Origin of the sequence: Roseovarius sp. 217 (assembly GCF_000152845.1) — a bacterium.
Classification (GTDB): domain Bacteria; phylum Pseudomonadota; class Alphaproteobacteria; order Rhodobacterales; family Rhodobacteraceae; genus Roseovarius.
Genome location: NZ_CH902584.1, coordinates 3,619,837 through 3,640,565, shown reverse-complemented (window position 1 = coordinate 3,640,565; position 20,729 = coordinate 3,619,837). Strand labels below are relative to the sequence as shown.

General features: G+C 62.9%; 16 protein-coding genes. 11 read left to right on the top strand and 5 right to left on the bottom strand.

All coding sequences use genetic code 11. The features are described from left to right. Positions 1-80 precede the first annotated feature (80 nt). From ROS217_RS17435 to ROS217_RS17420, 4 genes are all read right to left on the bottom strand, one after another. Positions 81-1,568: a replicative DNA helicase gene (locus ROS217_RS17435; protein ID WP_009819118.1), complete on the bottom strand. Its 1,488-nt coding sequence runs from the start codon at positions 1,566-1,568 to the stop codon at positions 81-83. Between the two features lie 248 nt (positions 1,569-1,816). Further along, complete coding sequence (locus ROS217_RS17430; protein WP_009819117.1) at positions 1,817-2,494, bottom strand: orotate phosphoribosyltransferase; 678 nt, start codon at positions 2,492-2,494, stop codon at positions 1,817-1,819. A 76-nt stretch (positions 2,495-2,570) separates the two neighbouring features. Beyond that, a complete protein-coding gene (pyrC, locus tag ROS217_RS17425) occupies positions 2,571-3,608 on the bottom strand; it encodes a dihydroorotase (protein ID WP_040651670.1) in 1,038 nt (345 codons plus the stop codon). 57 nt (positions 3,609-3,665) lie between these two features. Continuing rightward, positions 3,666-4,601, bottom strand: a complete 936-nt coding sequence (locus ROS217_RS17420; RefSeq protein ID WP_083781560.1) for a phosphoadenosine phosphosulfate reductase — start codon at positions 4,599-4,601, stop codon at positions 3,666-3,668. 203 nt (positions 4,602-4,804) lie between these two features. On the opposite strand from ROS217_RS17420, the gene ROS217_RS17415 reads away from it, so the two are divergent. The 10 genes from ROS217_RS17415 to ROS217_RS17370 all read left to right on the top strand — a co-directional run bounded on the left by ROS217_RS17415 (position 4,805) and on the right by ROS217_RS17370 (position 15,939). Continuing rightward, positions 4,805-5,713 (top strand): AAA family ATPase, encoded by a 909-nt coding sequence (locus ROS217_RS17415; protein ID WP_040651665.1) that lies wholly within the window; start codon positions 4,805-4,807, stop codon positions 5,711-5,713. Continuing rightward, on the top strand, positions 5,713-6,609 hold the full coding sequence (locus ROS217_RS17410) for an MBL fold metallo-hydrolase (RefSeq protein ID WP_009819113.1): 897 nt from the start codon (positions 5,713-5,715) through the stop codon (positions 6,607-6,609). The genes ROS217_RS17415 and ROS217_RS17410 overlap by 1 nt, the downstream gene beginning before the upstream one ends. Continuing rightward, the gene (locus ROS217_RS17405; protein ID WP_040651663.1) at positions 6,602-7,864 is read left to right on the top strand and encodes a vWA domain-containing protein; all 1,263 of its coding nucleotides are present in this window, start codon (positions 6,602-6,604) and stop codon (positions 7,862-7,864) included. The genes ROS217_RS17410 and ROS217_RS17405 overlap by 8 nt, the downstream gene beginning before the upstream one ends. Positions 7,865-7,869: 5 nt before the next feature. Further along, the gene (locus ROS217_RS17400) at positions 7,870-8,832 is read left to right on the top strand and encodes an XdhC family protein (RefSeq protein WP_254656452.1); all 963 of its coding nucleotides are present in this window, start codon (positions 7,870-7,872) and stop codon (positions 8,830-8,832) included. Continuing rightward, complete coding sequence (locus ROS217_RS17395) at positions 8,829-9,821, top strand: molybdopterin-binding protein (RefSeq protein WP_009819110.1); 993 nt, start codon at positions 8,829-8,831, stop codon at positions 9,819-9,821. Before ROS217_RS17400 ends, ROS217_RS17395 begins: the two co-directional genes overlap by 4 nt. A 116-nt stretch (positions 9,822-9,937) precedes the next feature. Continuing rightward, the gene (locus ROS217_RS17390; RefSeq protein ID WP_009819109.1) at positions 9,938-10,423 is read left to right on the top strand and encodes a (2Fe-2S)-binding protein; all 486 of its coding nucleotides are present in this window, start codon (positions 9,938-9,940) and stop codon (positions 10,421-10,423) included. Positions 10,424-10,541: 118 nt separating this feature from the next. After that, positions 10,542-12,905, top strand: a complete 2,364-nt coding sequence (locus ROS217_RS17385; protein ID WP_009819108.1) for a xanthine dehydrogenase family protein molybdopterin-binding subunit — start codon at positions 10,542-10,544, stop codon at positions 12,903-12,905. A gap of 11 nt (positions 12,906-12,916) precedes the next feature. Beyond that, a complete protein-coding gene (locus ROS217_RS17380) occupies positions 12,917-13,705 on the top strand; it encodes an FAD binding domain-containing protein (protein WP_009819107.1) in 789 nt (262 codons plus the stop codon). A gap of 75 nt (positions 13,706-13,780) precedes the next feature. After that, entirely contained in the window at positions 13,781-14,812 is a 1,032-nt protein-coding gene (locus tag ROS217_RS17375) for a pyridoxal-phosphate dependent enzyme (protein WP_009819106.1), read from the top strand. After that, the gene (locus tag ROS217_RS17370; RefSeq protein ID WP_009819105.1) at positions 14,809-15,939 is read left to right on the top strand and encodes a M24 family metallopeptidase; all 1,131 of its coding nucleotides are present in this window, start codon (positions 14,809-14,811) and stop codon (positions 15,937-15,939) included. Before ROS217_RS17375 ends, ROS217_RS17370 begins: the two co-directional genes overlap by 4 nt. A gap of 218 nt (positions 15,940-16,157) precedes the next feature. Here ROS217_RS17370 and ROS217_RS17365 read toward each other — a convergent pair whose 3' ends face one another. Further along, entirely contained in the window at positions 16,158-17,063 is a 906-nt protein-coding gene (locus ROS217_RS17365) for a LysR family transcriptional regulator (protein WP_009819104.1), read from the bottom strand. A gap of 168 nt (positions 17,064-17,231) precedes the next feature. Here ROS217_RS17365 and ROS217_RS17360 point away from each other — a divergent pair, with 168 nt between their 5' ends. Continuing rightward, complete coding sequence (locus ROS217_RS17360) at positions 17,232-20,651, top strand: indolepyruvate ferredoxin oxidoreductase family protein (RefSeq protein WP_009819103.1); 3,420 nt, start codon at positions 17,232-17,234, stop codon at positions 20,649-20,651. Positions 20,652-20,729: the final 78 nt, after the last annotated feature.

Here is a 20,729-nt window from a genome sequence, read left to right as displayed (position 1 = left end):
TTGGCTTGCTTCTGGATTGGGTGTCATCTGGCCCGAAATACCTCGGGGGGCCGGGGGCAGCGCCCCCGTCAACGGGCGGATTAATAGTCGGCGTTGCCGCCCTGTTGCCAGGATTTCACCAGATTGCCGAACCGGGTGAACTGAGCCTCAAAGCTCAACTCGACCGTGCCAATCGGGCCGTGACGCTGTTTGCCGATGATGACGTCCGCCTTGCCATGCAAGCGCGACATCGCCTCTTGCCATTCGGCCATCTTGTCCATTTCGTGATCGCCCGGCTTTTCGCGTTCCTTGTAATACTCCTCGCGGAACACGAACATCACCACATCTGCGTCCTGTTCGATAGAACCGGATTCGCGCAGGTCCGACAATTGCGGCCGCTTGTCCTCGCGGTTCTCGACCTGACGCGAGAGCTGCGAGAGCGCGACCACGGGGATATTAAGTTCCTTGGCTATCGCCTTGAGTCCCATCGAAATTTCGCCAATCTCCTGCACACGGTTGTCGGACGAGCCGCGCACCAGTTGCAGGTAGTCGACGATCAGCAGGTCAAGACCATGGGTCCGCTTGAGCCGCCGCGCGCGGGCCGCAAGCTGCGAAATCGGGATGGCGGCGGTGTCGTCGATATAAAGCGGGCAGGATTCGAGCGTCTTGGCAGCCTCGACAAAGCGGCGGAATTCGCTTTCGTCCATATCGCCCTGACGAATTTTATGCGACGAGATTTCCGAGGCTTCGGCCAGCACCCGGCCTGCCAATTGTTCGGCGCTCATCTCGAGCGAGAAAAAGCCCACGACGCCCCCATCCACCGCACCTTCGGTGCCATCGGGCAGGGTGCCGCGGCGATAGGCCTTGGCCACGTTGAAGGCAATATTGGTGGCCAGCGAGGTCTTGCCCATCGACGGGCGACCGGCGAGGATCAGAAGGTCGGATTTGTGCAGCCCGCCCAGTTTGCCATCGAGATCGACCAGCCCGGTCGAGATGCCCGCCAGCCCGCCTTCGCGCTGATAGGCGGCATTGGCCACATTAACAGCGTCAGTTACCGCCTTGAGAAAACTTTGAAATCCGCTCTCAGACTGGCCCTGCTCGGCCAATTGATAGAGCTTTTGCTCGGCCTCGACGATCTGATCCTTGGGCTCGCTATCCACGTTGACGCGGGCGGCCTTGCCCGCGATATCATGGCCAAGGGCAATCAGGGCGCGGCGGATCGCGAGGTCATAGATCATCTGCGCATAGTCGCGCACCGCAAAGGTCGAAATCGCAGCGCCTGCCAGTTTGGCGAGATAGGCGGGACCGCCAAGCTCTTTCAATCCCTCATCATTCTCCAGGAATGCGCGCAGGGTCACGGGCGAGGCGAGGTTGTTTTTGGCAATGCGGGCGGCGGCGGTCTCAAAGATACGGGCATGCACCGGATCGTAGAAATGCTGTGGCCCGATGATGGCGGCGATGCGATCATAGACGTCATTATTGGTCAGAATCGCGCCGAGGAGTTGCTGTTCGGCCTCGATGGAATGCGGCACGCTATCGGCGGATTGAATCTCTGCTCCGGTCGGATTGAAAGCGCTGATTTCATTCATGCCTGCGGTCCCCGTCTATCGGTTTTTTATTGCTATCGTTTCGGTCGTCTTGGTTCGCGTGTTCTAGGCCAATCCCGCGACGCTCGCCACTTGTATAAGTCTGTGGACATTTGGCGGGATAAGCCGGTGGATAGGGGCGCGCCGCAAACGAAGCGCCCCTATCCTGTGGCCTCATCGCTTTAGCCTACCACATCTGGACGCGCTTTGCGATTCGAGAGATGGGTTATCCCCACCCCCTGAGGACAAGTTTATTTCTTGTGTGCCGCCTGCCACTTACGCGGATCGCGCAGGAAATCCTCGACCGCGTTCAGGGTTGCGGCATCGAAAATGGCCTGCGCGCGCGCCTCGGCCAGAACATCCCACCAGGTGCAGAGGTGATGCAGCGCGATACCGTGATCGCCAAGGGTTTTCTCGGTCTCGGGGAAGATGCCGTAGTAAAAGATCACTGCTGTGTGGCCGCAGGTGGCCCCCGTTTCGCGGACGGCATCCACGAAGCTCAGCTTTGAGCCGCCATCGGTGGTCAGATCCTCGACCAAAAGGACGCGCTGCCCCTCGGTCATGGCGCCTTCGATACGGGCGTTGCGCCCGTAGCCCTTGGGTTTCTTGCGCACATAGGTCATCGGCAGGGCCATACGCTCGGCCACAAGGGCGGCAAAGGGAATGCCCGCCGTCTCGCCGCCCGCGATATTGTCGAACGCCTCGAACCCGGCCTCACGCATCACGGTGATGGTGAGAAAATCCATCAGCGTCGCGCGGATGCGCGGGTAGCTGATGAGCTTGCGGCAGTCGATATAGGTGGGCGAGGGCAGGCCGGAGGCCAGCGTAAAGGGCTCGGCCGCGTTGAAATGCACCGCGCCGATTTCCAGCAGCATCCGGGCGGTGAGGCGGGCGATTTCGTCCTTGGGCGGGTAGGTGGCGGGGATCATGGCGTGGTCCTTGGGTTGAGCCGTGCGCCGAAGAGTTTTGGGGCCTCCGGCGGGAGTATTGAGGGAACGATGAAACTCAGGTCACGCGCCAATGGAGCGCGAAGCCGGGGTCAAAGACGGTGACGGGGCCGTCGCCGGTGTCGATCTTTTCGGGGTAGGTGACCGCATCGCCCTTGGTCAGGGTCAGCGTGGCCTCATTGGCGGGCAGGCGGTAGAAGGCAGGGCCGTTGAGCGAGGTAAAGCCCTCGAGCCGCCCAAGCGCGCCCTCGTCCTCGAACACATGCGCAAGGATGGACATCGTATTGGTCGCGGTGAAACACCCCGCGCAGCCACAGGCGCTTTCCTTGAGCGGATCGATATGCGGCGCGCTGTCGGTGCCGAGGAAAAACCGCGCATCGCCAGAGGTGGCGGCGGCGCGCAGAGCGAGGCGGTGCTCCTCGCGCTTGGCCACGGGCAAGCAGTAATAATGCGGCTTGATCCCGCCCACGAGGAGATGGTTGCGGTTGATCACGAGGTGATGCGTGGTGATCGTGGCCCCAAGGTCTTGATCATGGGCGCGCACATAGTCGACGCCATTGGCGGTCGTGATATGTTCCATCACCACGCGCAAACCGGGGGTGGCGCGGCGCACGGGATCGAGCACGCGGTCGATAAAGACCGCCTCGCGGTCGAAGATGTCAACGCTCGGGTCCGTCACCTCGCCATGCACGCAGAGCGGCAGGCCGATGTCGGCCATCTTTTCCAGCACGCCGCGCACCTTGTCGAAATCGCGCACACCGCTCGCGGAATTGGTGGTGGCCCCGGCGGGATAGAGCTTGACCGCCGAGATAAGCCCCGCGGCATGGGCGGCCGCCACATCCTCTGGATCGGTCTCTTCGGTCAAATAGAGCGTCATCAGCGGGGTGAAATCCGTGCCCTCGGGCATCGCGGCCATGATCCGTGCGCGGTAGGCGGCGGCATCCTGTCCGGTGACCACCGGCGGCACCAGATTGGGCATCACGATGGCGCGGGCGAAATGGCGCGTGGTTTCAGGCAGGACGGCGCGCAGCATCGCGCCATCGCGCAGATGCAGGTGCCAATCGTCGGGGCGGCGGAGGGTCAGGGTCTGGGTCATGCGCTCGCGCATACACAATCGGACCGCCCAAGACCAGAGAGTCGGCGCGGGCCCGTCCTATTCTTCCTGCATCCGCGTTTGCATGAGCTTCAATGCCTTGCGAAACCGTGGGCCACCGACGCCGCGCGCAATGGCGTTTTGACAGTGCAGGATTGTCAGGTGCGGTCGCTCCTCAGCCATCAGCCGTTGCAGAACACTCACGAGATAGGGCGTATCCTCGCGCCGCTTGCGATAGAGTTGCGCGAGGCTGAGGCGTGTCAGCTTATCGGCGCTGACCTGCGCCAGCAGACGAAAGATCACCCCCATCCGCAACAAGGCCGGCTCGATCTGATACCCCAGATAGCGAGTGCGGAATTTCATCACGTTGGGGCGGGTAAAAAGCGCCGCATGCATCGCATCAAGCTCGATCTCGGGATCATAGAGCAGCACCGCCGAGGCGGCGGCATCCAGCATGTCGGGCGCATAGCCGTAGCGGTCGCTGAACGAGGCCCGGCGCATCCGCAGGAACCTGTCGTCCCATTCGGCCACGCGTGGATCGAGCGTCGCCTGCGGGCTGAGCATCACCACCTTGGCACCGGGGGCGGCCACCGAAAACGCCGCCGCCGCATAGCCACAGGGGCCGGCTCCGTAAAAGATCACCTGCTCGAACTCGTCAAAGAATCCGTCGTCGATCAACCGGTCGAAATAGCCATAGACCCGGCTGTCGCGAAACCATGTATCCTGTGCGCTGATCAGGCAGAGATGCGACCAGCCAAGCGCTTTGGTCATCGACCAGCCCAGCGGTTGGGATTGAGGTGACAGGTCCGGCAGTCGGGAAAAGCATTCGAACGTCACCAGCAATGTCGGCTTGCGCTCGATCAGGACTGCGACATGTTTGTCACCCAACCGCTCGGCATAGCCGTCGTCGCCAGCGAGGTCGTTGGCACGTTCGCACCACTCTGCCCAGCCAAGACCAGAGAGATCGGCATCAAAAATATCGGCGTTGTCCTGCATGATCACTCGTGCCCTCGGTCGTGTCGGAACCGTTCGACTGCGGTCCTGTTGGTATATAGACTGTTCCTGAAATCAGGCAAAACTTTGGAGAAACCAAGGGCTTTCCGGGGGAGGCTCCCACGTTTGTGTGAGCGGGCCGCCCTTGACCCGCCGAGGGTTGCGATGCAGTTCTGGTGCAAGCAGAGACAACCGGAGGCAAGAGCGTGCAGACCCCCACATCCATCGACGCGGTGCAAAGCCTGTTGGCCGGGCAGGATTATGTCTGCGGGCGGGCGCTTGGCACCGTGACCTATCTGGCCTTGACGCTTGGTCGACCGCTCTTTCTCGAGGGCGAAGCCGGGACGGGCAAGACCGAGATCGCCAAGGCCTTGGCCAAGGCGCTGGGGCGGCGATTGATCCGGTTGCAATGCTACGAGGGGCTGGATGCGGCGAGCGCGGTCTATGAGTGGAATTTCACCGGGCAGATGATCGCCATCCGCGCCGCCGAGGCGTCGGGGGGCGTGGACCGGGGCCATCTCAAGGACGAACTGTTCACCCAAGAGTTCCTCATAGAGCGTCCGCTTTTGCAGGCGATGCGCCCGCAACCGGGTGGCGCGCCGGTCCTCCTCATTGACGAGATCGACCGCACCGACGAGCCGTTCGAGGCGTTTCTCCTGGAGGCGCTCAGCGATTTTCAGGTGACGATTCCAGAATTGGGCACGATCCACGCACCCGAGCCGCCGATTGTCATCCTCACCTCCAACCGCACCCGCGAGGTGCATGACGCATTGAAGCGGCGGTGCCTCTATCATTGGGTGGATTACCCGACGTTTGACCGGGAGATCGAGATTCTGCACGCCCGCGCGCCTGAGGCCGCAGAGGTGCTCAGCCGCGAGATCGTGGCCTTTGTGCAGCGGTTGCGCACCGAGGATCTCTTCAAGAAACCGGGGGTGGCGGAGACCATTGATTGGGCCAAATGCCTGCTGGCGCTTGATGTGATAGCGCTCAGCCCCGAGGTGATTGCGGATACGCTGGGGGCAATCCTGAAATATCAGGATGACATCTCAAAATTGCAGGGCTCCGAGGCCAAGCGCCTGCTGGATGAGGTGCGTGCGGGGTTGGAGTCGCAATAATGGGCAAAACGCAGCACTTGCGCATCCTTCAACCGCATCCCGGACTATACGCCTATTACGATGGCCGGGTGCCGGGTTACCGATTCATGGAGGGTGACAACTGGGTTGACGAAGGGGCAATCGGTCTGGGTATTGCCACCTATGCGCTGGTCGCAGGACAATCGGCGCTGGTGTATGATACCAGCGTTTCATCCGAGCATGGCGCGGCAATACGGGCGCATCTTGAGCAGAAGGGTGTTACCGAGTTCACGGTCATCTATAGCCATTGGCATCTGGATCATGTTGCCGGCACGTCAGCCTTTGCCGGCTGCGAGGTGATTGCAAACGCGCGCACGGCTGCGCATCTTGCAGAGCGGCGTGATGCGATTGAATCGGGCACCTATCATGGGCTGCCAGAGATCAAGCCGCTGATCCTGCCGACGCAGGTCTTTTCCGGGCAGTTTGACATGATATTTGGCGACCAGAGGGTCACGCTGATCGAGGCCAATATTCACAGCGATGATGCCACAGTGCTGTGGTTGCCAGAGCGGCGGATTTTGCTGGCAGGTGACACCGTCGAGGATTGTGTGACCTATGTGGATGAGCCTGCGGATTTCGCCGCGCATTTGCGAGATCTCGATCGGTTGGCCGCGCTTGAGCCGCAGTTTGTGCTACCGGATCACGGGGCACCGGACATTTTGGCGCGCGGTGGGTATGACCCCGAGGTTATCCGCGCGACGCAACGCTATATTCGGTGGCTTATGGGACTAGAAGCGGCACCAGAGAAATGCGTGACACCGCTGCAAGAGATCATCGCGGATGATCTGGTGACCGGTATTTTGGAATGGTTCGCGCCCTACGCCGATATCCATGCCCAGAATGTTCAACGAACCCTAGAGTTATATGGGCATGACTGAGCTGCCGACCCTCGAATTGCCGGACGATCCCAAGCTCACGCATAACATCACGCATTTCGCGCGGGCCTTGCGGGCGGCGGGGTTGCCAATCGGCACTGGTCGGGTGCTGGATGCGATCCGCGCCGTGGCGGTTGCCGGATTTTCCAGCCGGAGTGATTTCTTTTACACGCTGCGCGCCTGCCTCGTGACGCGACCCGAGCATCTGGTTGTTTTCGCGCAGATTTTTCGCCTCTATTGGCGCGATCCGCGCTACATGGAGCATATGATGGCGATGATGCTCCCGGCCATTCGCGGCGTGCAGGAGGACCGCAGCGCGCAGGCGGCGGAAAAGCGTGCAGCCGAAGCGCTCTTGGACGGGGTGACACGCGACGCGCCACAGATCGAAGAGTACGACAGCGATGAGGTGCAGATCGACGTGGACGCCAGCGCCACCCTCTCGGGCGAGGAACGGCTGCGCACCCTCGATTTTGAGCAGATGAGTACGGCAGAGGTCGCACAGGCGAAACGCATGCTCGCGCGGCTGACCTTGCCGGTCAAACCCTTTGCGTCGCGTCGTGGTATGGCCGCGTTCAATGGTCGCCGGGTTGATGCGGGCCGGACCCTGCGCGCGGCGCTGCGCCATGGTGGCGAAATGCGCCGCATTCACCTGCAAAAGCCGCGCGAGCGCTGGCCCAATCTGGTAGTGCTTTGCGATATCTCAGGCTCCATGAGCCAGTATAGCCGGATGGTTTTGCATTTTCTCCATGCCGTTGCCAATCAAAAGGGCGCGGGCTGGGCGCGGGTGCATGCCTTTACCTTTGGCACGCGGTTGACCAACATCACACGGCAATTGGCGACGCGGGATGTCGATGCGGCCCTTGCCGCCGCCGGAAAACAGGCGCAGGATTGGGAGGGCGGCACGCGCATCGGCGCTTGTCTGCACGATTTCAACCGCGACTGGTCACGGCGGGTGATGGGGCAGGGGGCGGTGGTGCTCTTGATCACGGACGGTTTGGACCGTGATGCGCCCGAGGCGCTCAGCCATGAGATGGAGCGGCTGCATCTATCAGCGCGGCGGCTGATATGGCTCAACCCGCTGCTTAGGTGGGAAGGGTTTGCGCCGAAGGCCCAAGGCATCCGAGCGATGTTGCCGCATGTGGACGCCTTTCGCGCCGGCCATTCCATCGCCACGCTGGAGGAGCTGGCCGAGGCCATCTCGCGCCGCGACGACAGTGGCGAAAAGGCGCGGCTGATGGCGGCGATGCAGGGGAGATGAGCAAAATGGATCGCTTTGACAACATCCCGGAAACCGCGCTGGCGTGGTATCGGGCGGGCAAGGGGGCGGCCTTGGCCACGGTGGTCGAAACCTGGGGCAGTGCGCCGCGCCGGGTGGGCAGCCAACTGGCGATTTCCGGAGAGGGTGAGATTGCCGGGTCGGTATCGGGTGGTTGCGTCGAGGGCGCTGTGGTGGCCGAGGCGCTCGAGGCCATAGCGGCGGGCAAGCCGGTGGTGCTGCACTACGGCGTGTCGGATGGCGATGCCTTTGCCGTGGGGCTCGCCTGTGGCGGCACGATCCGCGTGTTGGTGGAGCCGATCGGGTCGGTGATGCCCGAGGATCTGCTGGCGGATCTGGTGTTGGCACGGGATGCCCGTATTCCCGTGGCCTATGTCACCGGGCGGGACGGACAGCGATTGGAGCGCGAGGGGCACGGCGCGCGGTTCCGCATGGACCGCTCTGGCTTTGAGGAGGATGGCGAGACATTCGTGGCCATTCACAACCCGCCGCTGCGCCTGATCATCGTGGGGGCGGTGCATATTGCGCAGGCCCTCGTGCCGATGGCGCGGATTGCGGGCTATGATCCGCTGCTGATTGATCCGCGTGAGAGCTTTGCGTCAGAGGCGCGGTTTCCAGGCGAGATTGTGCTGCACGACTGGCCGGATGAGGGCGTGCGTGCCTTTGGTCTGGATGCCCGCACCGCATTGGTTTTGCTGACCCATGACCCCAAGCTCGATGATCCGGCACTGATCGAGGCGCTGCGCTCGGAGGTGTTTTACATCGGCGCGCTGGGATCGACCCGCACCCATGCCAAGCGGGTGGCGCGGTTGCAGGAGGTCGGGTTCTCAGAGGCTGACATCTCTCGCATACATGGCCCCATCGGTCTCGATATCGGCGCGGCTGGCCCGTCTGAGATCGCGGTGAGCATCCTGGCCGAGATGACCCGCGTGCTAAGGAAAGGCGCATGAAATTCGGCCCCGTGCCGCTGGATCAGGCCGAGGGCGGCATTCTGGCGCATTCCGAACAGGTGGCCGGGGGGCGGTTGCGCAAGGGTGTCGTGCTCGACGCCACGCAGATCGCGGCCTTGCGCGCAGCGGGCTATGCTGCGGTTACGGTGGCGGCTCTCGATGCGCAGGATGTCCACGAGAACGCAGCGGCAGAGGCCCTGGCGACGGCCTTGCGCGCAACGACCCCCGACCTTGCCCTGAGCACGCCCTTCACCGGCCGCGTCAACCTGAGTGCCGAGCGGCCCGGTGTGGTCTGCCTTGATGTCGCGGCCATCCATGCGGCCAATGCGGTCGATCCGATGATCACAGTGGCCACCGTGGCGCAGCATCATCAGATCCACGCAGGCGGCATGATCGCCACGGTCAAGATCATCGCCTACGGCGTGCCTCGCGCGGCGCTGGAACGCGCGGCAGAGGCAGCGCAGGGCGCGGTGCGGCTGGCGGTGGCACAGTACCGCACGGCGAGCTTGATCATCACCGATGTCCCGGGCGGGCCGGGAGACAAGGGGCGCGATGCGATTGCGGCGCGTGTCACCGGGCTGGGCATGGAGATGGTGGAAACGGTGCTCTGTGCGCATGACGAGGCGGCGCTGGCGGCGGCGATCACCAGCGCCAAGGGTGAGATTGTGCTGATTCTCACCGCTTCGGCCACGTCGGACCCGTTTGATACCGCCCCTCAGGCGCTGCGCGCGGCGGGCGGACAGGTCGAGCGGTTTGGCATGCCGGTGGATCCGGGCAATCTGCTCTTTCTGGGCGGCTTGGGCGCGCGGCCTGTCATTGGCCTGCCCGGATCAGCGCGTAGCCCGGTTCTACATGGGGCCGACTGGGTTCTGGCGCGGGTCGCCTGCGGTCTGCCCTGCGGCGCGGCGGAGATTGCGGCGATGGGCGTGGGTGGCCTGCTCAAGGAAATTCCCACCCGACCACAGCCGCGCCGGGCCGGGCGCAGCTGAGGCCAAAGAAATCGGGTTCTCAAGTCGCGGGAGGCATGCTTTAGTCGCACTGGACAGCGAGGCCTTTCCTACTAAGGTCTCAGAGGGAGACGAACACATCAAACCGGGAGGAGCCAATGCCTGAGGTCAAAATGACCGTGAATGGCAAGCCAGCGTCGGGCCAGATCGAGGGCCGCACGCTTCTTGTCGAATTTCTGAGAGAGACGCTTGGCCTGACGGGCACGCATGTGGGCTGTGACACCAGCCAATGTGGTGCCTGCGTGGTGCATGTGGATGGCAAGGCAGTGAAATCCTGCACGATGTTCGCGGCCGAGGCGGAGGGGGCCGAGATCACAACCATCGAGGCGATGGCCGAACCCGACGGCACCCTGCATCCGATTCAGCAGGCGTTTCAGGATCACCATGGGTTGCAATGCGGCTTTTGCACGCCGGGCATGGTGATGTCGGCCGCGGCCCTCTTGGCTGAGAACTCAACGCCGACAGAGACCGAGGTGCGCGATTACCTAGAAGGGAATATTTGCCGCTGCACCGGCTATCACAACATCGTCAAGGCGATCTTGGCGGCGAGCGGTCAGGACGTGAGCCGTATCGCCGCGGAATAAGGTGCATTTGGGGGCGCTGCCCCCGCGCCTGCGGCGCCCCCCCGGGATATTTCGGGCAAGAAGAAAGCGCTGCGGGTGATCATGGGGGTGACCCCGTTCGATCAGGGAGGAGAATGACATGCCGAAAGACGGAGGCATTGGGGCCGCGACCCCGCGCCGCGAGGATATCCGGTTTCTGACCGGGAATGGCCATTACACCGATGACATCAACCTGCGCGGGCAGGCCTATGTGCATTTCCTGCGCTCGGATGTGGCGCATGGGCGGCTGAACAAGGTCGACACGAGCGCCGCCGAGGGGATGCCCGGCGTGATCCGCATCTTTACCGGTGCGGATTTCGAAGGCATCGGCGGGTTGCCCTGCGGCTGGCAGGTGACGGACCGGTTCGGCGAGGTGATGCAGGAGCCGGGGCATCCGGTTCTGGCGCGTGGCAAGGTGCGCCATGTCGGCGATCCGATTGCCGCAGTGGTGGCCGAGACTTATGCGCAGGCGCGCGACGCCGCTGAGGCGATTGTCCTCGACATCGAGGAATTGCCTGCTGTCGTGGACATGAAGAAGGCGCTCGAGGACGGCGCGCCCAAGGTGCACGACGACCTCAAGAGCAACCTGTGTTATGACTGGGGCTTTGTCGAAGAGAACAAGGCGGCGGTGAACGAGGCCTTTGAGACGGCCGCGCATGTCACCTCGCTCGAGTTGATCAACAACCGCCTGATTGCCAATCCGATGGAACCGCGCGTGGCGGTCGGCGATTTCAACCGCTCGACGGGCGATCATACCCTCTACACCACCTCGCAGAACCCGCATGTGATCCGCCTCTTGATGGGGGCCTTCGTGCTGGGCATCCCGGAGCACAAATTGCGCGTGGTGGCCCCCGATGTGGGCGGTGGCTTCGGCTCCAAGATCTTTCACTACGCGGAAGAGGCGTTTTGCACCTTTGCCGCCAAGGCACTCAACCGCCCGGTGAAATGGACCTGTTCGCGCTCTGAGGCCTTCATGACTGATGCGCATGGGCGGGACCATGTGACCAAGATCGAATTGGCGCTGGATGCGGACAACAACTTTACCGCCATTCGCACCGATACCCATGCGAATATGGGGGCTTATCTGAGCACCTTTGCGCCGTCGGTGCCGACTTGGCTGCATGGCACGCTGATGGCGGGCAATTACCGCACACCGCTGATCTATGTTAACGTCAAGGCGGTGTTTACCAACACCGTGCCGGTCGATGCCTATCGCGGCGCGGGCCGCCCCGAGGCGACCTATCAATTGGAGCGGGTCATCGACAAGGCGGCGCGGGAATTGGGGGTCGATCCGATCGCGCTGCGCCGCCAGAACTTTATCACGGAATTCCCCTATGCCACGCCCGTGGCGGTGGAATATGACACAGGCGATTATCACGCCACCATGGACAAGCTCGAAGAGATCGCTGATTTCAAGGGCTTTGAGGCGCGACGCACGGCGAGCGAAGCCAAGGGCAAGCTGCGCGGTCTGGGCATCAATTGCTATATCGAAGCCTGCGGCATCGCGCCCTCGAACCTTGTCGGGCAATTGGGCGCGCGCGCAGGCCTTTATGAGAGTGCGACGGTGCGCGTGAATGCCACCGGGGGGCTTGTCGTGATGACCGGCTCACACAGCCACGGGCAGGGGCATGAGACCTCATTCGCGCAGGTGGTGGCCGAGATGATCGGCATTGACGCCAATATGATCGAGATCGTGCATGGTGACACCGCCAACACGCCGATGGGCATGGGCACCTATGGCTCCCGGTCTATCGCTGTCGGGGGCTCGGCTATGGTGCGCGCGACCGAAAAGATCATCAACAAGGCCAAGAAGATCGCGGCGCATCTGATGGAGGCATCGGATGCTGATATAGAACTCAAGGATGGCAAGTTCAGCGTTGCGGGCACCGATAAATCCGTGGCCTGGGGCGATGTGACCCTCGCTGCCTATGTGCCGCACAACTATCCGCTGGCCGATCTGGAGCCGGGGCTGGAGGAGACGGCGTTTTACGATCCGTCGAATTTCACCTATCCCTCCGGGGCCTATGCCTGCGAAGTCGAGGTCGATCCCGAAACCGGCAAGGTCACAATCGAGCGATTCTCCGCTGCGGATGACTTCGGCAATATCATCAACCCGATGATCGTGTCGGGGCAGGTACATGGCGGGATCGGACAGGGGATTGGGCAGGCGCTGCTCGAGGCTTGCGTCTATGATGAGAACGGTCAGCTTCAGACCGGGTCTTACATGGATTATGCCATGCCGCGCGCCGATGATGTCCCGTTCTATCAGGTCGATCATTCCTCTCAGACGCCCTGCACGCACAACCCCTTGGGCGTGAAGGGCTGTGGCGAGGCGGGGGCCATCGGCAGCCCGCCTGCGGTGGTCAACGCGGTGATTGACGCGCTGCAACGCTCGGGCCGGACCATCACCCATATTGATATGCCGCTGTCGCCATCGCGCGTCTGGCAAGCGATGCAAGGGTAAGGAGAACGATCATGTATGCATTCGATATCGAACGCCCTGCCACCATCGCTGATGCCATCGCGGCCCTCGGGTCTGAGGAGGCGCAGGCGCTGGGCGGGGGGCAGACCCTGATCCCGACGCTCAAGCAACGGCTGGCGGCACCCGCCAAGCTGGTGTGCCTCTCGGCGATCAAGGAGATGCAGGGGATTTGCAGCGCCGACGACGGCGCGCTCTGCATCGGTGGGGGAACCACCCATGCCGCTGTGTCCGCAGGGGCCGGGGCCTATCCGGCGCTTGCTGCGCTGGCGGGTCATATCGGTGATCCGGCGGTGCGCAACCGTGGCACCATCGGCGGTAGCCTCGCCAATAACGACCCCTCGGCCTGCTACCCGGCGGCGGTGCTGGGATCGGGGGCGACGGTGATCACGTCCAATCGCAGCATCGCGGCGGATGACTATTTTCAGGGCATGTTCACCACCGCGCTTGAAGATGGCGAGATCATCACCGAAGTGCGGTTTCCAGTGCCGGACAAGGCCAACTACCAGAAGTTCGAGCAACCCGCCTCACGCTTTGCCCTCGTCGGTGTGTTTGTCGCGAAATATGCGGACGGCGTGCGCGTGGCGGTGACCGGTGCCTCGGAAGACGGCGTGTTCCGCTGGTCCGAGGCCGAGTCGGCGCTCACGGCCAACTTCGCGCCGGAGGCTCTCGAAGGGCTGACGCTCTCGGGCGATAGCATGATCTCGGACATGCATGGCTCGGGGGCCTACCGCGCGCATCTGGTGGGGGTGATGACCCGCCGCGCGGTTGCGGCGGCAAGCTGAGCGCTGTTACACTGCGGTGAGGTTTGAAATGGCGGGTCTCAAGACCCGCCATTTTCGTGAGGGACAGGGGGCGAGATGCAAGAAATCGACAATCCGTGGCGTGGTGAGGGCTTGCCCGACGCCGTGCTGACCAACGCGCCATGGCCGAGCGTCGATGTGGACGCGGTGCGCGCGCTCTTGGGGCGCTGTCCGGCGGCGACAGAGACCCCGCTTGTGCCGGTCATGGGGTTTGGGCCAAAAATCTGGGCCAAGGACGAACGCGGGCGCATGGGGCTGGGCAGTTTCAAGGCGCTGGGCGCGGCCTATGTGATCGCCCATGAAGCGGCAGAGACCGGGCCCGAAGATATGAGCCGCGCGCTTGTGGGGCGCAGCTATGTGACGGCGAGTGCGGGCAATCACGGCATGTCTGTCGCGGCGGGGGTGCGGCTCTTTGGCGCGCGGGCGGTGATCTATCTGGCCGAGACCGTGCCCGAGAGTTTTGCCGCGCGGCTGCGGGCCAAAGGGGCCGACGTGGTGCGAGAAGGGCAAGATTACGAGGCCAGCATGGTCGCGGCGGGGCGCGCGGCGATGGAGAACGACTGGACCCTATTGTCAGACAGTTCCTGGCCGGGATATTTCGATCTGCCGCACCGGTTGATGGAGGGGTATCTGGCCATGGCCGAAGAGGCCGCGCGCCAAATACCCGAGGCACCAACGCATATTCTGCTACAGGCGGGCGTTGGCGGGCTGGCCGGGGCCTGTGCGGCATGGTTCCGGCAGGTCTGGGGCGATGCGCCCCGGATCATTGTGGTCGAGCCTGACCGCGCGCCAGCCCTTTACGAGAGCATTCGCGCAGGCCGTCCACTGGAGACAACTGGACCTGCCTCCACCATGGGGCGGCTCGATTGCAAGGTGCCGTCGCTGATTGCGCTCAAGGGATTGGCGCGGGACGCGGATGCGTTCGTGACGATCACGGATCAAGAGGCCGAGGCGGTGCTGGCTGGATTGGCAGCACAGGGATTGGCCACGACGCCGTCGGGCGCGGCGGGTTTGGCGGCGCTGCCGGGACTCGCGCTCGGCGCGGACGCTCGGGTGCTCTGCATCCTGAGCGAAGGACCAGAGACATGAGGCGCGGGTTTTCGCAGGCAGAGTTCCGGGCGCGGTTGCGCGCGGCGCAATTCGGCATGGCCGAGGCAGGGCTTGGCGCGCTCTTGCTGACGACAGAGCCGGAAATCCGCTATTTCACTGGCTATCTCACGCGGTTCTGGGAAAGCCCAAGCCGCCCGTGGTTTTTGATCCTGCCTGCTTCGGGTGATCCGGTGGCGGTGATCCCCACGATTGGAGCGCCGCTGATGGCGCGGACAGGGCTGCGCGATATTCGCACTTGGGCGGCCCCGGACCCCGAGGATGATGGCGTGTCGCTGCTGGCCGAGACGCTGCGCGAGATTGGCGGCCCCGTGGGTGTGCCCTCGGGCCCCGAGAGCCATCTGCGCATGCCCTTGGCGGATTTCGAGCGGGTGAAACGTGCGAGTGCTCTGGCGTTTCGCGATGATGCCGGGATCATGGCGGGGCTGCGCGCCGTCAAATCCGAGGCCGAAATCGTCAAGATCGCGCATATCTGCGATATCGCCGGGCGCGCCTTTGACCGGGTGGCCGAGATTGCAGAGCCCGGCGTGCCGCTCTGCGCGGTGTTTCGCGATTTCCAGCGGCTTTTGCTCGAAAAGGGCGCTGATTGGGTGCCGTATCTGGCCGGAGGCGCCGGGCCATTGGGCTATGGGGATGTGATCTCGCCCGCCGGCGACACGCCGCTGGTGGTGGGCGATGTGCTCATGCTCGACACCGGCGCGGTCTGGGACGGGTATTTCTGCGACTATGACCGGAATTTCGCGATTGGCCATGCCACGGCAGAGCAAAGCGCGGCGCATGCGCGGTTGATCGAGGCCACCGAGGCCGGAGAAGAGGCGGCGCGCGCCGGTGCCACCGCCTCTGATGTCTGGCGGGCGATGGCGCGGATCACCGGCGGCGATGAAACCTCGGGCCGTCTGGGGCACGGTCTGGGCATGCAACTAACCGAAGGTCTGTCCCTGACGGCCAAGGATCATACCCTCCTCAAGCCCGGTATGGTGATCACGCTGGAACCGGGGGTGGAACTCGCACCGGGGTCGATCATGGTGCATGAGGAAAACATCGTGATCCGCGAAGGTCGGGCACAGCGCCTGTCCCGGTTTGCCCCATCCGCCCTGCCGGTGATCTGAGCGGCCTGCCTCAAATTCTGGCACCACGAAAAAAAAGGCCGAGCACTAAGCTCGGCCGAAGTCCAACAGGGAGGTATGAGGGTGACTGCCTTGCGGCTATCACCGTCACGATTGGCAATTAAGGGTGCCTCTCCGTCCATTCAAGGAAAAAAATGCCGCACATGCAGCATGTCCGCTATGCAAGAGATGCATGGCTGAAACCCGTTTAGCCCGGAACCTCAGCTAACCGCCTGTTCTTTCAGCGTTTTGCGATAGGATATAATCTCGTCCTGCACGAAATCCCGAAAGGCGGCGATCCGCTTGGAGTGGCGCAACTCTTCCGGATAGGCAAGAAACACCGGTACTTCGACCGATTGCACCTCGGGCAGAACGCGCACCAATTGCGGGAAATCACGCGTCAGGTAATCTGGTAGGACGCCGATGCCGAGATTGTGCAGAACGCCCTGGAGAACGCCAAAGTAGTTGTTGACGGTCAAGAGCGAGGAGATGTCATTGGTCATCAACTCGTTCACCAGCATCGCACCGGCCCCGACCTGCGCCGAACGCGGGTTCTGACAGATCAGGCGATGCGCGTTCATATCATCCAGCGATGTTGGCTCGCCGTGCACTTCCAGATAGGACTGCGTCGCATAGAGGCACATATGCACACTCATGAGCCGCTTGCGGATAAGATCGGCCTGTGACGGCTCTTTCATGCGGATCGCCACATCGGCCTCGCGCATCGGCAGGTCGAGCACGCGCTCTTCAAGCATGAGGTCGATCTTGAGATCCGGGTATTTTTCATAGAGCTTGGGCAGGCGCGGTGCCAGCCAGAGCGTGCCGAACCCGGTGGTCGTGGTCACGCGCAAATCACCAAACACCTCCTCCTCGCTGTCACGAATGCGGGCGGTCGCGGCATCGAGCCGTTTCATCATCGCGCGGGTGGCATCGAACAGCAATTCCCCCTGTTCGGTGAGAATCAGCCCGCGTGCGTGGCGGTGAAACAGGGTGGCATTCAGCGATTCTTCCAACGCGCGGATTTGGCGACTTACCGCCGATTGCGACAGATGCAACTGCTCTCCGGCATGGGTGAGACTCCCGGCATCCGCCACCGCATGAAATATTCTGAGCTTGTCCCAATCCATAAATTTAACTTTCTGAGGAAACCAACGCCTATGACGCAATAGCAGATAATCCTCGGTCAACTATAGGGGAGGTGCGACATTTTCGTAAAATTCCACTTGGTAGGTCATGAATTATGACCTAATATTGCTCTATATTGAGGCATGGCCCTCAACCAAGGGAGGCACGCTATGACCACGCAAAAGGTAACGCTGAACGACCGCTTCGATCTGGAGAAATCACCCGTTCTGCTCAATGGCACGCAGGCGCTTGTACGTTTGATGGTGACCCAAGCAGCCCGTGACCGCGCCGCAGGGCTGAACACGGCGGGCTTTGTAACGGGCTATCGCGGTTCGCCTTTGGGGGCCGTCGATCTCCAGATGCGGCGCGCCGGAAAGGTCCTGACAGAGGCGCAGGTGCGCTTCGAGGAAGGGCTGAACGAGGATCTGGCAGCCACCGCCCTCTGGGGCGCGCAACAGGCGGAACTCCGGGGCGAGGGCAAGTATGACGGCGTGTTCGGCCTTTGGTATGGCAAGGGGCCGGGGGTGGACCGCTCGGGCGATGTGATGCGGCACGCCAATATGGCGGGCACGTCGAAACATGGCGGCGTGCTCATGGCGATGGGCGATGATCACACGGGCGAATCCTCGACCGTGCTGCATCAGAGCGAATGGGCGCTGGTCGATGCCTATATGCCGGTGGTCAGCCCGGCGGGCGTGCAGGAAATCCTCGATTACGGCATCTACGGCTATGCGCTCAGCCGCTTTGCCGGGGTCTGGGTGGGGCTCAAGACGATGAAGGACACGGTCGAGGCAACCTCGGTGGTCGATGGCCGCCCGGACCGCGTGCAGCTTGTGACGCCCGATTTCCCGATGCCAGAGGGCGGGCTGAACATTCGCCTGATCGACACGCCGCATGCGCAAGAGACGCGGATGATCGACTTCAAACGCTTTGCCGCCGAGGCGTTTTCCCGCGCCAATGGCATGGACAAGCGTATGCTGGGCAAGCCGGGGGCCAAGATCGGCTTTGTTGCGGCGGGCAAGAACTGGCTCGATCTGGTGCATGCGTTGGAGCTGTTGGGGGTTGATGCGAATGAGGCAGAGCGCCTTGGCATCACCACCTACAAGGTCGGGCAGGTGTTCCCGCTCGACATGCAGGGGTTTCACGATTGGGCCGAAGACCTCGATCTGATCGTGGTGGTCGAGGAAAAGCGCAAGCTCATCGAGGTGCAGATCAAGGAGGCGATCTTTGACGACCGGCGCGGGCGACGCGTCTATGGCTGGTACAAGGGCGGTGCCGGGGGCATGCACCGCGAGGAACTCTTCCCGACGCGCGGCGCGCTTGATCCCATTTGGATCGCGGAAAAGCTGGGCGGCATCCTCATTGAGGAGGGGCGCGGCACCGACCGGATCAAGGCGGGGCTCGAGGCGCTGAGCGAGGCGCGGCGCAATGACAACGCCGCCGAGATTGCGACCCGTCTGCCCTATTTCTGTTCGGGCTGCCCACATAACACCTCGACAAAGCTGCCCGAGGGCGCGCGCGCCTATGCCGGGATCGGCTGTCACTACATGGTGCAGTGGATGGACCGCGAGACGACCGGCTTTACCCATATGGGCGGCGAGGGGGCAAATTGGATCGGCGAGGCGCCGTTCTCGACGCGCAAACATGTGTTCCAGAACCTGGGCGACGGCACCTATAACCATTCCGGCGTGCAAGCCATTCGCGCAGCTTTGGCCGCAGGCACCACGATCACCTATAAAATCCTCTACAATGACGCCGTGGCAATGACCGGCGGGCAGGCCAACGAGGGCGGGCTGAACGCGCCGCGCATCGCCGCCGAATTGCGCGCCATGGGGGTGAAAAATCTGGCGGTCGTCTATGACGAGAAAGAGGACGTGGACCTTAAGTCCTTCCCACAAGGTATTGAATTTTCAGAACGATCCGATCTGATGAGCGTGCAGGAACGGCTGGCCGAGGTCGAGGGGGTGAGCGTCATCCTCTATATCCAGACCTGCGCCGCCGAAAAACGCCGCCGCCGCAAGCGGGGCAAGTTCCCCGACCCCGACCGCCGCGTGTTCATCAATACCGACGTCTGCGAGGGCTGCGGCGATTGCGGGGTGCAGTCGAATTGCGTCTCGATCGTGCCGGTGGAAACCGAACTGGGCCGCAAGCGGGCGATTGATCAATCGAGCTGCAACAAGGATTTTTCCTGTCTCAAGGGGTTTTGCCCGTCTTTTGTGACGCTCGAAGGCGCGAAGATCCGCAAGGACAGCACCGCCGATCTGACCCTGCCCGAGATGCCAACCCCCGCGCTGCCCGCGATTGACGGCACCTATAACGTGGTCATCACCGGCGTGGGCGGCACCGGGGTTGTGACCATCGGCGCGGTGATGGCGCAGGCGGCGCAGATTGACGGCAAGGGGGCGGGCATGATGGAAATGGCCGGTCTCGCCCAAAAGGGCGGCGCGGTGCATATCCACTGCCGTCTGGCCGAAAATCCCGGCGATATCAGCGCCATTCGCGTGGCGACCGGCGAATGTGATGCGCTGATCGGTGGCGATCTGGTGGTCAGTGCAGGGGCCAAGACGCTGGGTCTGACACGTCCGGGCCGCACCGGCGCGGTGGTCAACAGCCACGAGATCATCACCGGCGATTTCACCCGCAACACCGAATTCACCCTGCCTGCCGACCGCCTGCAACTCGCACTTGAGGCGCGGTTGCGCGATGCGGTGCAGATGTTCGATGCCTCCGAACTGGCCAAAACCGTGATGGGCGATTCGATCTATTCCAACATGATGATCTTTGGCGCGGCGTGGCAGCGCGGGCTGTTGCCCATCAGCCATGACGCCATCACTGAGGCCATTCGTCTCAATGGGGCGGCGGTCGATGCCAATCTGCGGGCGTTTGAGGTGGGGCGTTGGGCGGCGCTCTATCCGGCGGAGGTCGGGAAACTGTTGACCCCGACGGTGATTGCCAAGCCGAAAACGCTGGCCGAACGCATTGCTTTCCGCGAAACGCATTTGACCGCCTATCAGGGCAAGCGGCTGGCGCGGCGGTATCTGCGCCTGCTGGGCGGGATCACCGATGCGGGGGTCAAGGACGCGGTGGCGCAGGGCTATCACAAACTGCTCAGCTACAAGGACGAATACGAGGTCGCGCGCCTGCATCTGGAGACGGCGGACAAGGCGCGGGCCGAGTTCGGGGGGGATTTCACGCTGAAATTCCACCTCGCCCCGCCGATGCTGTCCAAGATGGGCAGCGACGGTCGGCCCAAGAAGCGCGAATTCGGCTCCGGCATCCTGCGGGCGTTCGGTTTGCTGGCAAAACTTAAAATCCTGCGCGGCACGCCGCTTGATCCCTTTGGCCGCACCGCCGAGCGTAAATTGGAACGGGCGCTGATCACGCAATATGAGGGCGATATGGCCGAGGTTCTGCCGCTGCTCACCGCCCGCACCCGCGATGCGATCATCGCACTGGCGCTCTTGCCGCTGTCGATCCGGGGCTTTGGTCCGGTCAAGGAGGCCAACGCCGCCAAGGCCGCAACTCGGCGCACAGAGCTCTTGGCGGTGATCCGGTCGGGCGGGGCGGAAATGGCACAGGCGGCGGAATAGGCGTCACGAAACTGTCATGGGATCTGGTCACATCTGTCGCATAATCTTAACGAGACGCGACTCAGCCGAGGATCGCCC

Coding starts and splice junctions, on each gene's coding strand:
- ROS217_RS17395 (WP_009819110.1), top strand. CDS start 8,829: ATGAAATTCGGCCCCGTGCCGCTGGATCAGGCCGAGGGCGGCATTCTG.
- ROS217_RS17385 (WP_009819108.1), top strand. CDS start 10,542: ATGCCGAAAGACGGAGGCATTGGGGCCGCGACCCCGCGCCGCGAGGAT.
- pyrC (WP_040651670.1), bottom strand. CDS start 3,608: ATGACCCAGACCCTGACCCTCCGCCGCCCCGACGATTGGCACCTGCAT.
- ROS217_RS17430 (WP_009819117.1), bottom strand. CDS start 2,494: ATGATCCCCGCCACCTACCCGCCCAAGGACGAAATCGCCCGCCTCACC.
- ROS217_RS17400 (WP_254656452.1), top strand. CDS start 7,870: ATGGATCGCTTTGACAACATCCCGGAAACCGCGCTGGCGTGGTATCGG.
- ROS217_RS17360 (WP_009819103.1), top strand. CDS start 17,232: ATGACCACGCAAAAGGTAACGCTGAACGACCGCTTCGATCTGGAGAAA.
- ROS217_RS17405 (WP_040651663.1), top strand. CDS start 6,602: ATGACTGAGCTGCCGACCCTCGAATTGCCGGACGATCCCAAGCTCACG.
- ROS217_RS17410 (WP_009819113.1), top strand. CDS start 5,713: ATGGGCAAAACGCAGCACTTGCGCATCCTTCAACCGCATCCCGGACTA.
- ROS217_RS17380 (WP_009819107.1), top strand. CDS start 12,917: ATGTATGCATTCGATATCGAACGCCCTGCCACCATCGCTGATGCCATC.
- ROS217_RS17420 (WP_083781560.1), bottom strand. CDS start 4,601: ATGCAGGACAACGCCGATATTTTTGATGCCGATCTCTCTGGTCTTGGC.
- ROS217_RS17370 (WP_009819105.1), top strand. CDS start 14,809: ATGAGGCGCGGGTTTTCGCAGGCAGAGTTCCGGGCGCGGTTGCGCGCG.
- ROS217_RS17435 (WP_009819118.1), bottom strand. CDS start 1,568: ATGAATGAAATCAGCGCTTTCAATCCGACCGGAGCAGAGATTCAATCC.
- ROS217_RS17375 (WP_009819106.1), top strand. CDS start 13,781: ATGCAAGAAATCGACAATCCGTGGCGTGGTGAGGGCTTGCCCGACGCC.
- ROS217_RS17390 (WP_009819109.1), top strand. CDS start 9,938: ATGCCTGAGGTCAAAATGACCGTGAATGGCAAGCCAGCGTCGGGCCAG.
- ROS217_RS17365 (WP_009819104.1), bottom strand. CDS start 17,063: ATGGATTGGGACAAGCTCAGAATATTTCATGCGGTGGCGGATGCCGGG.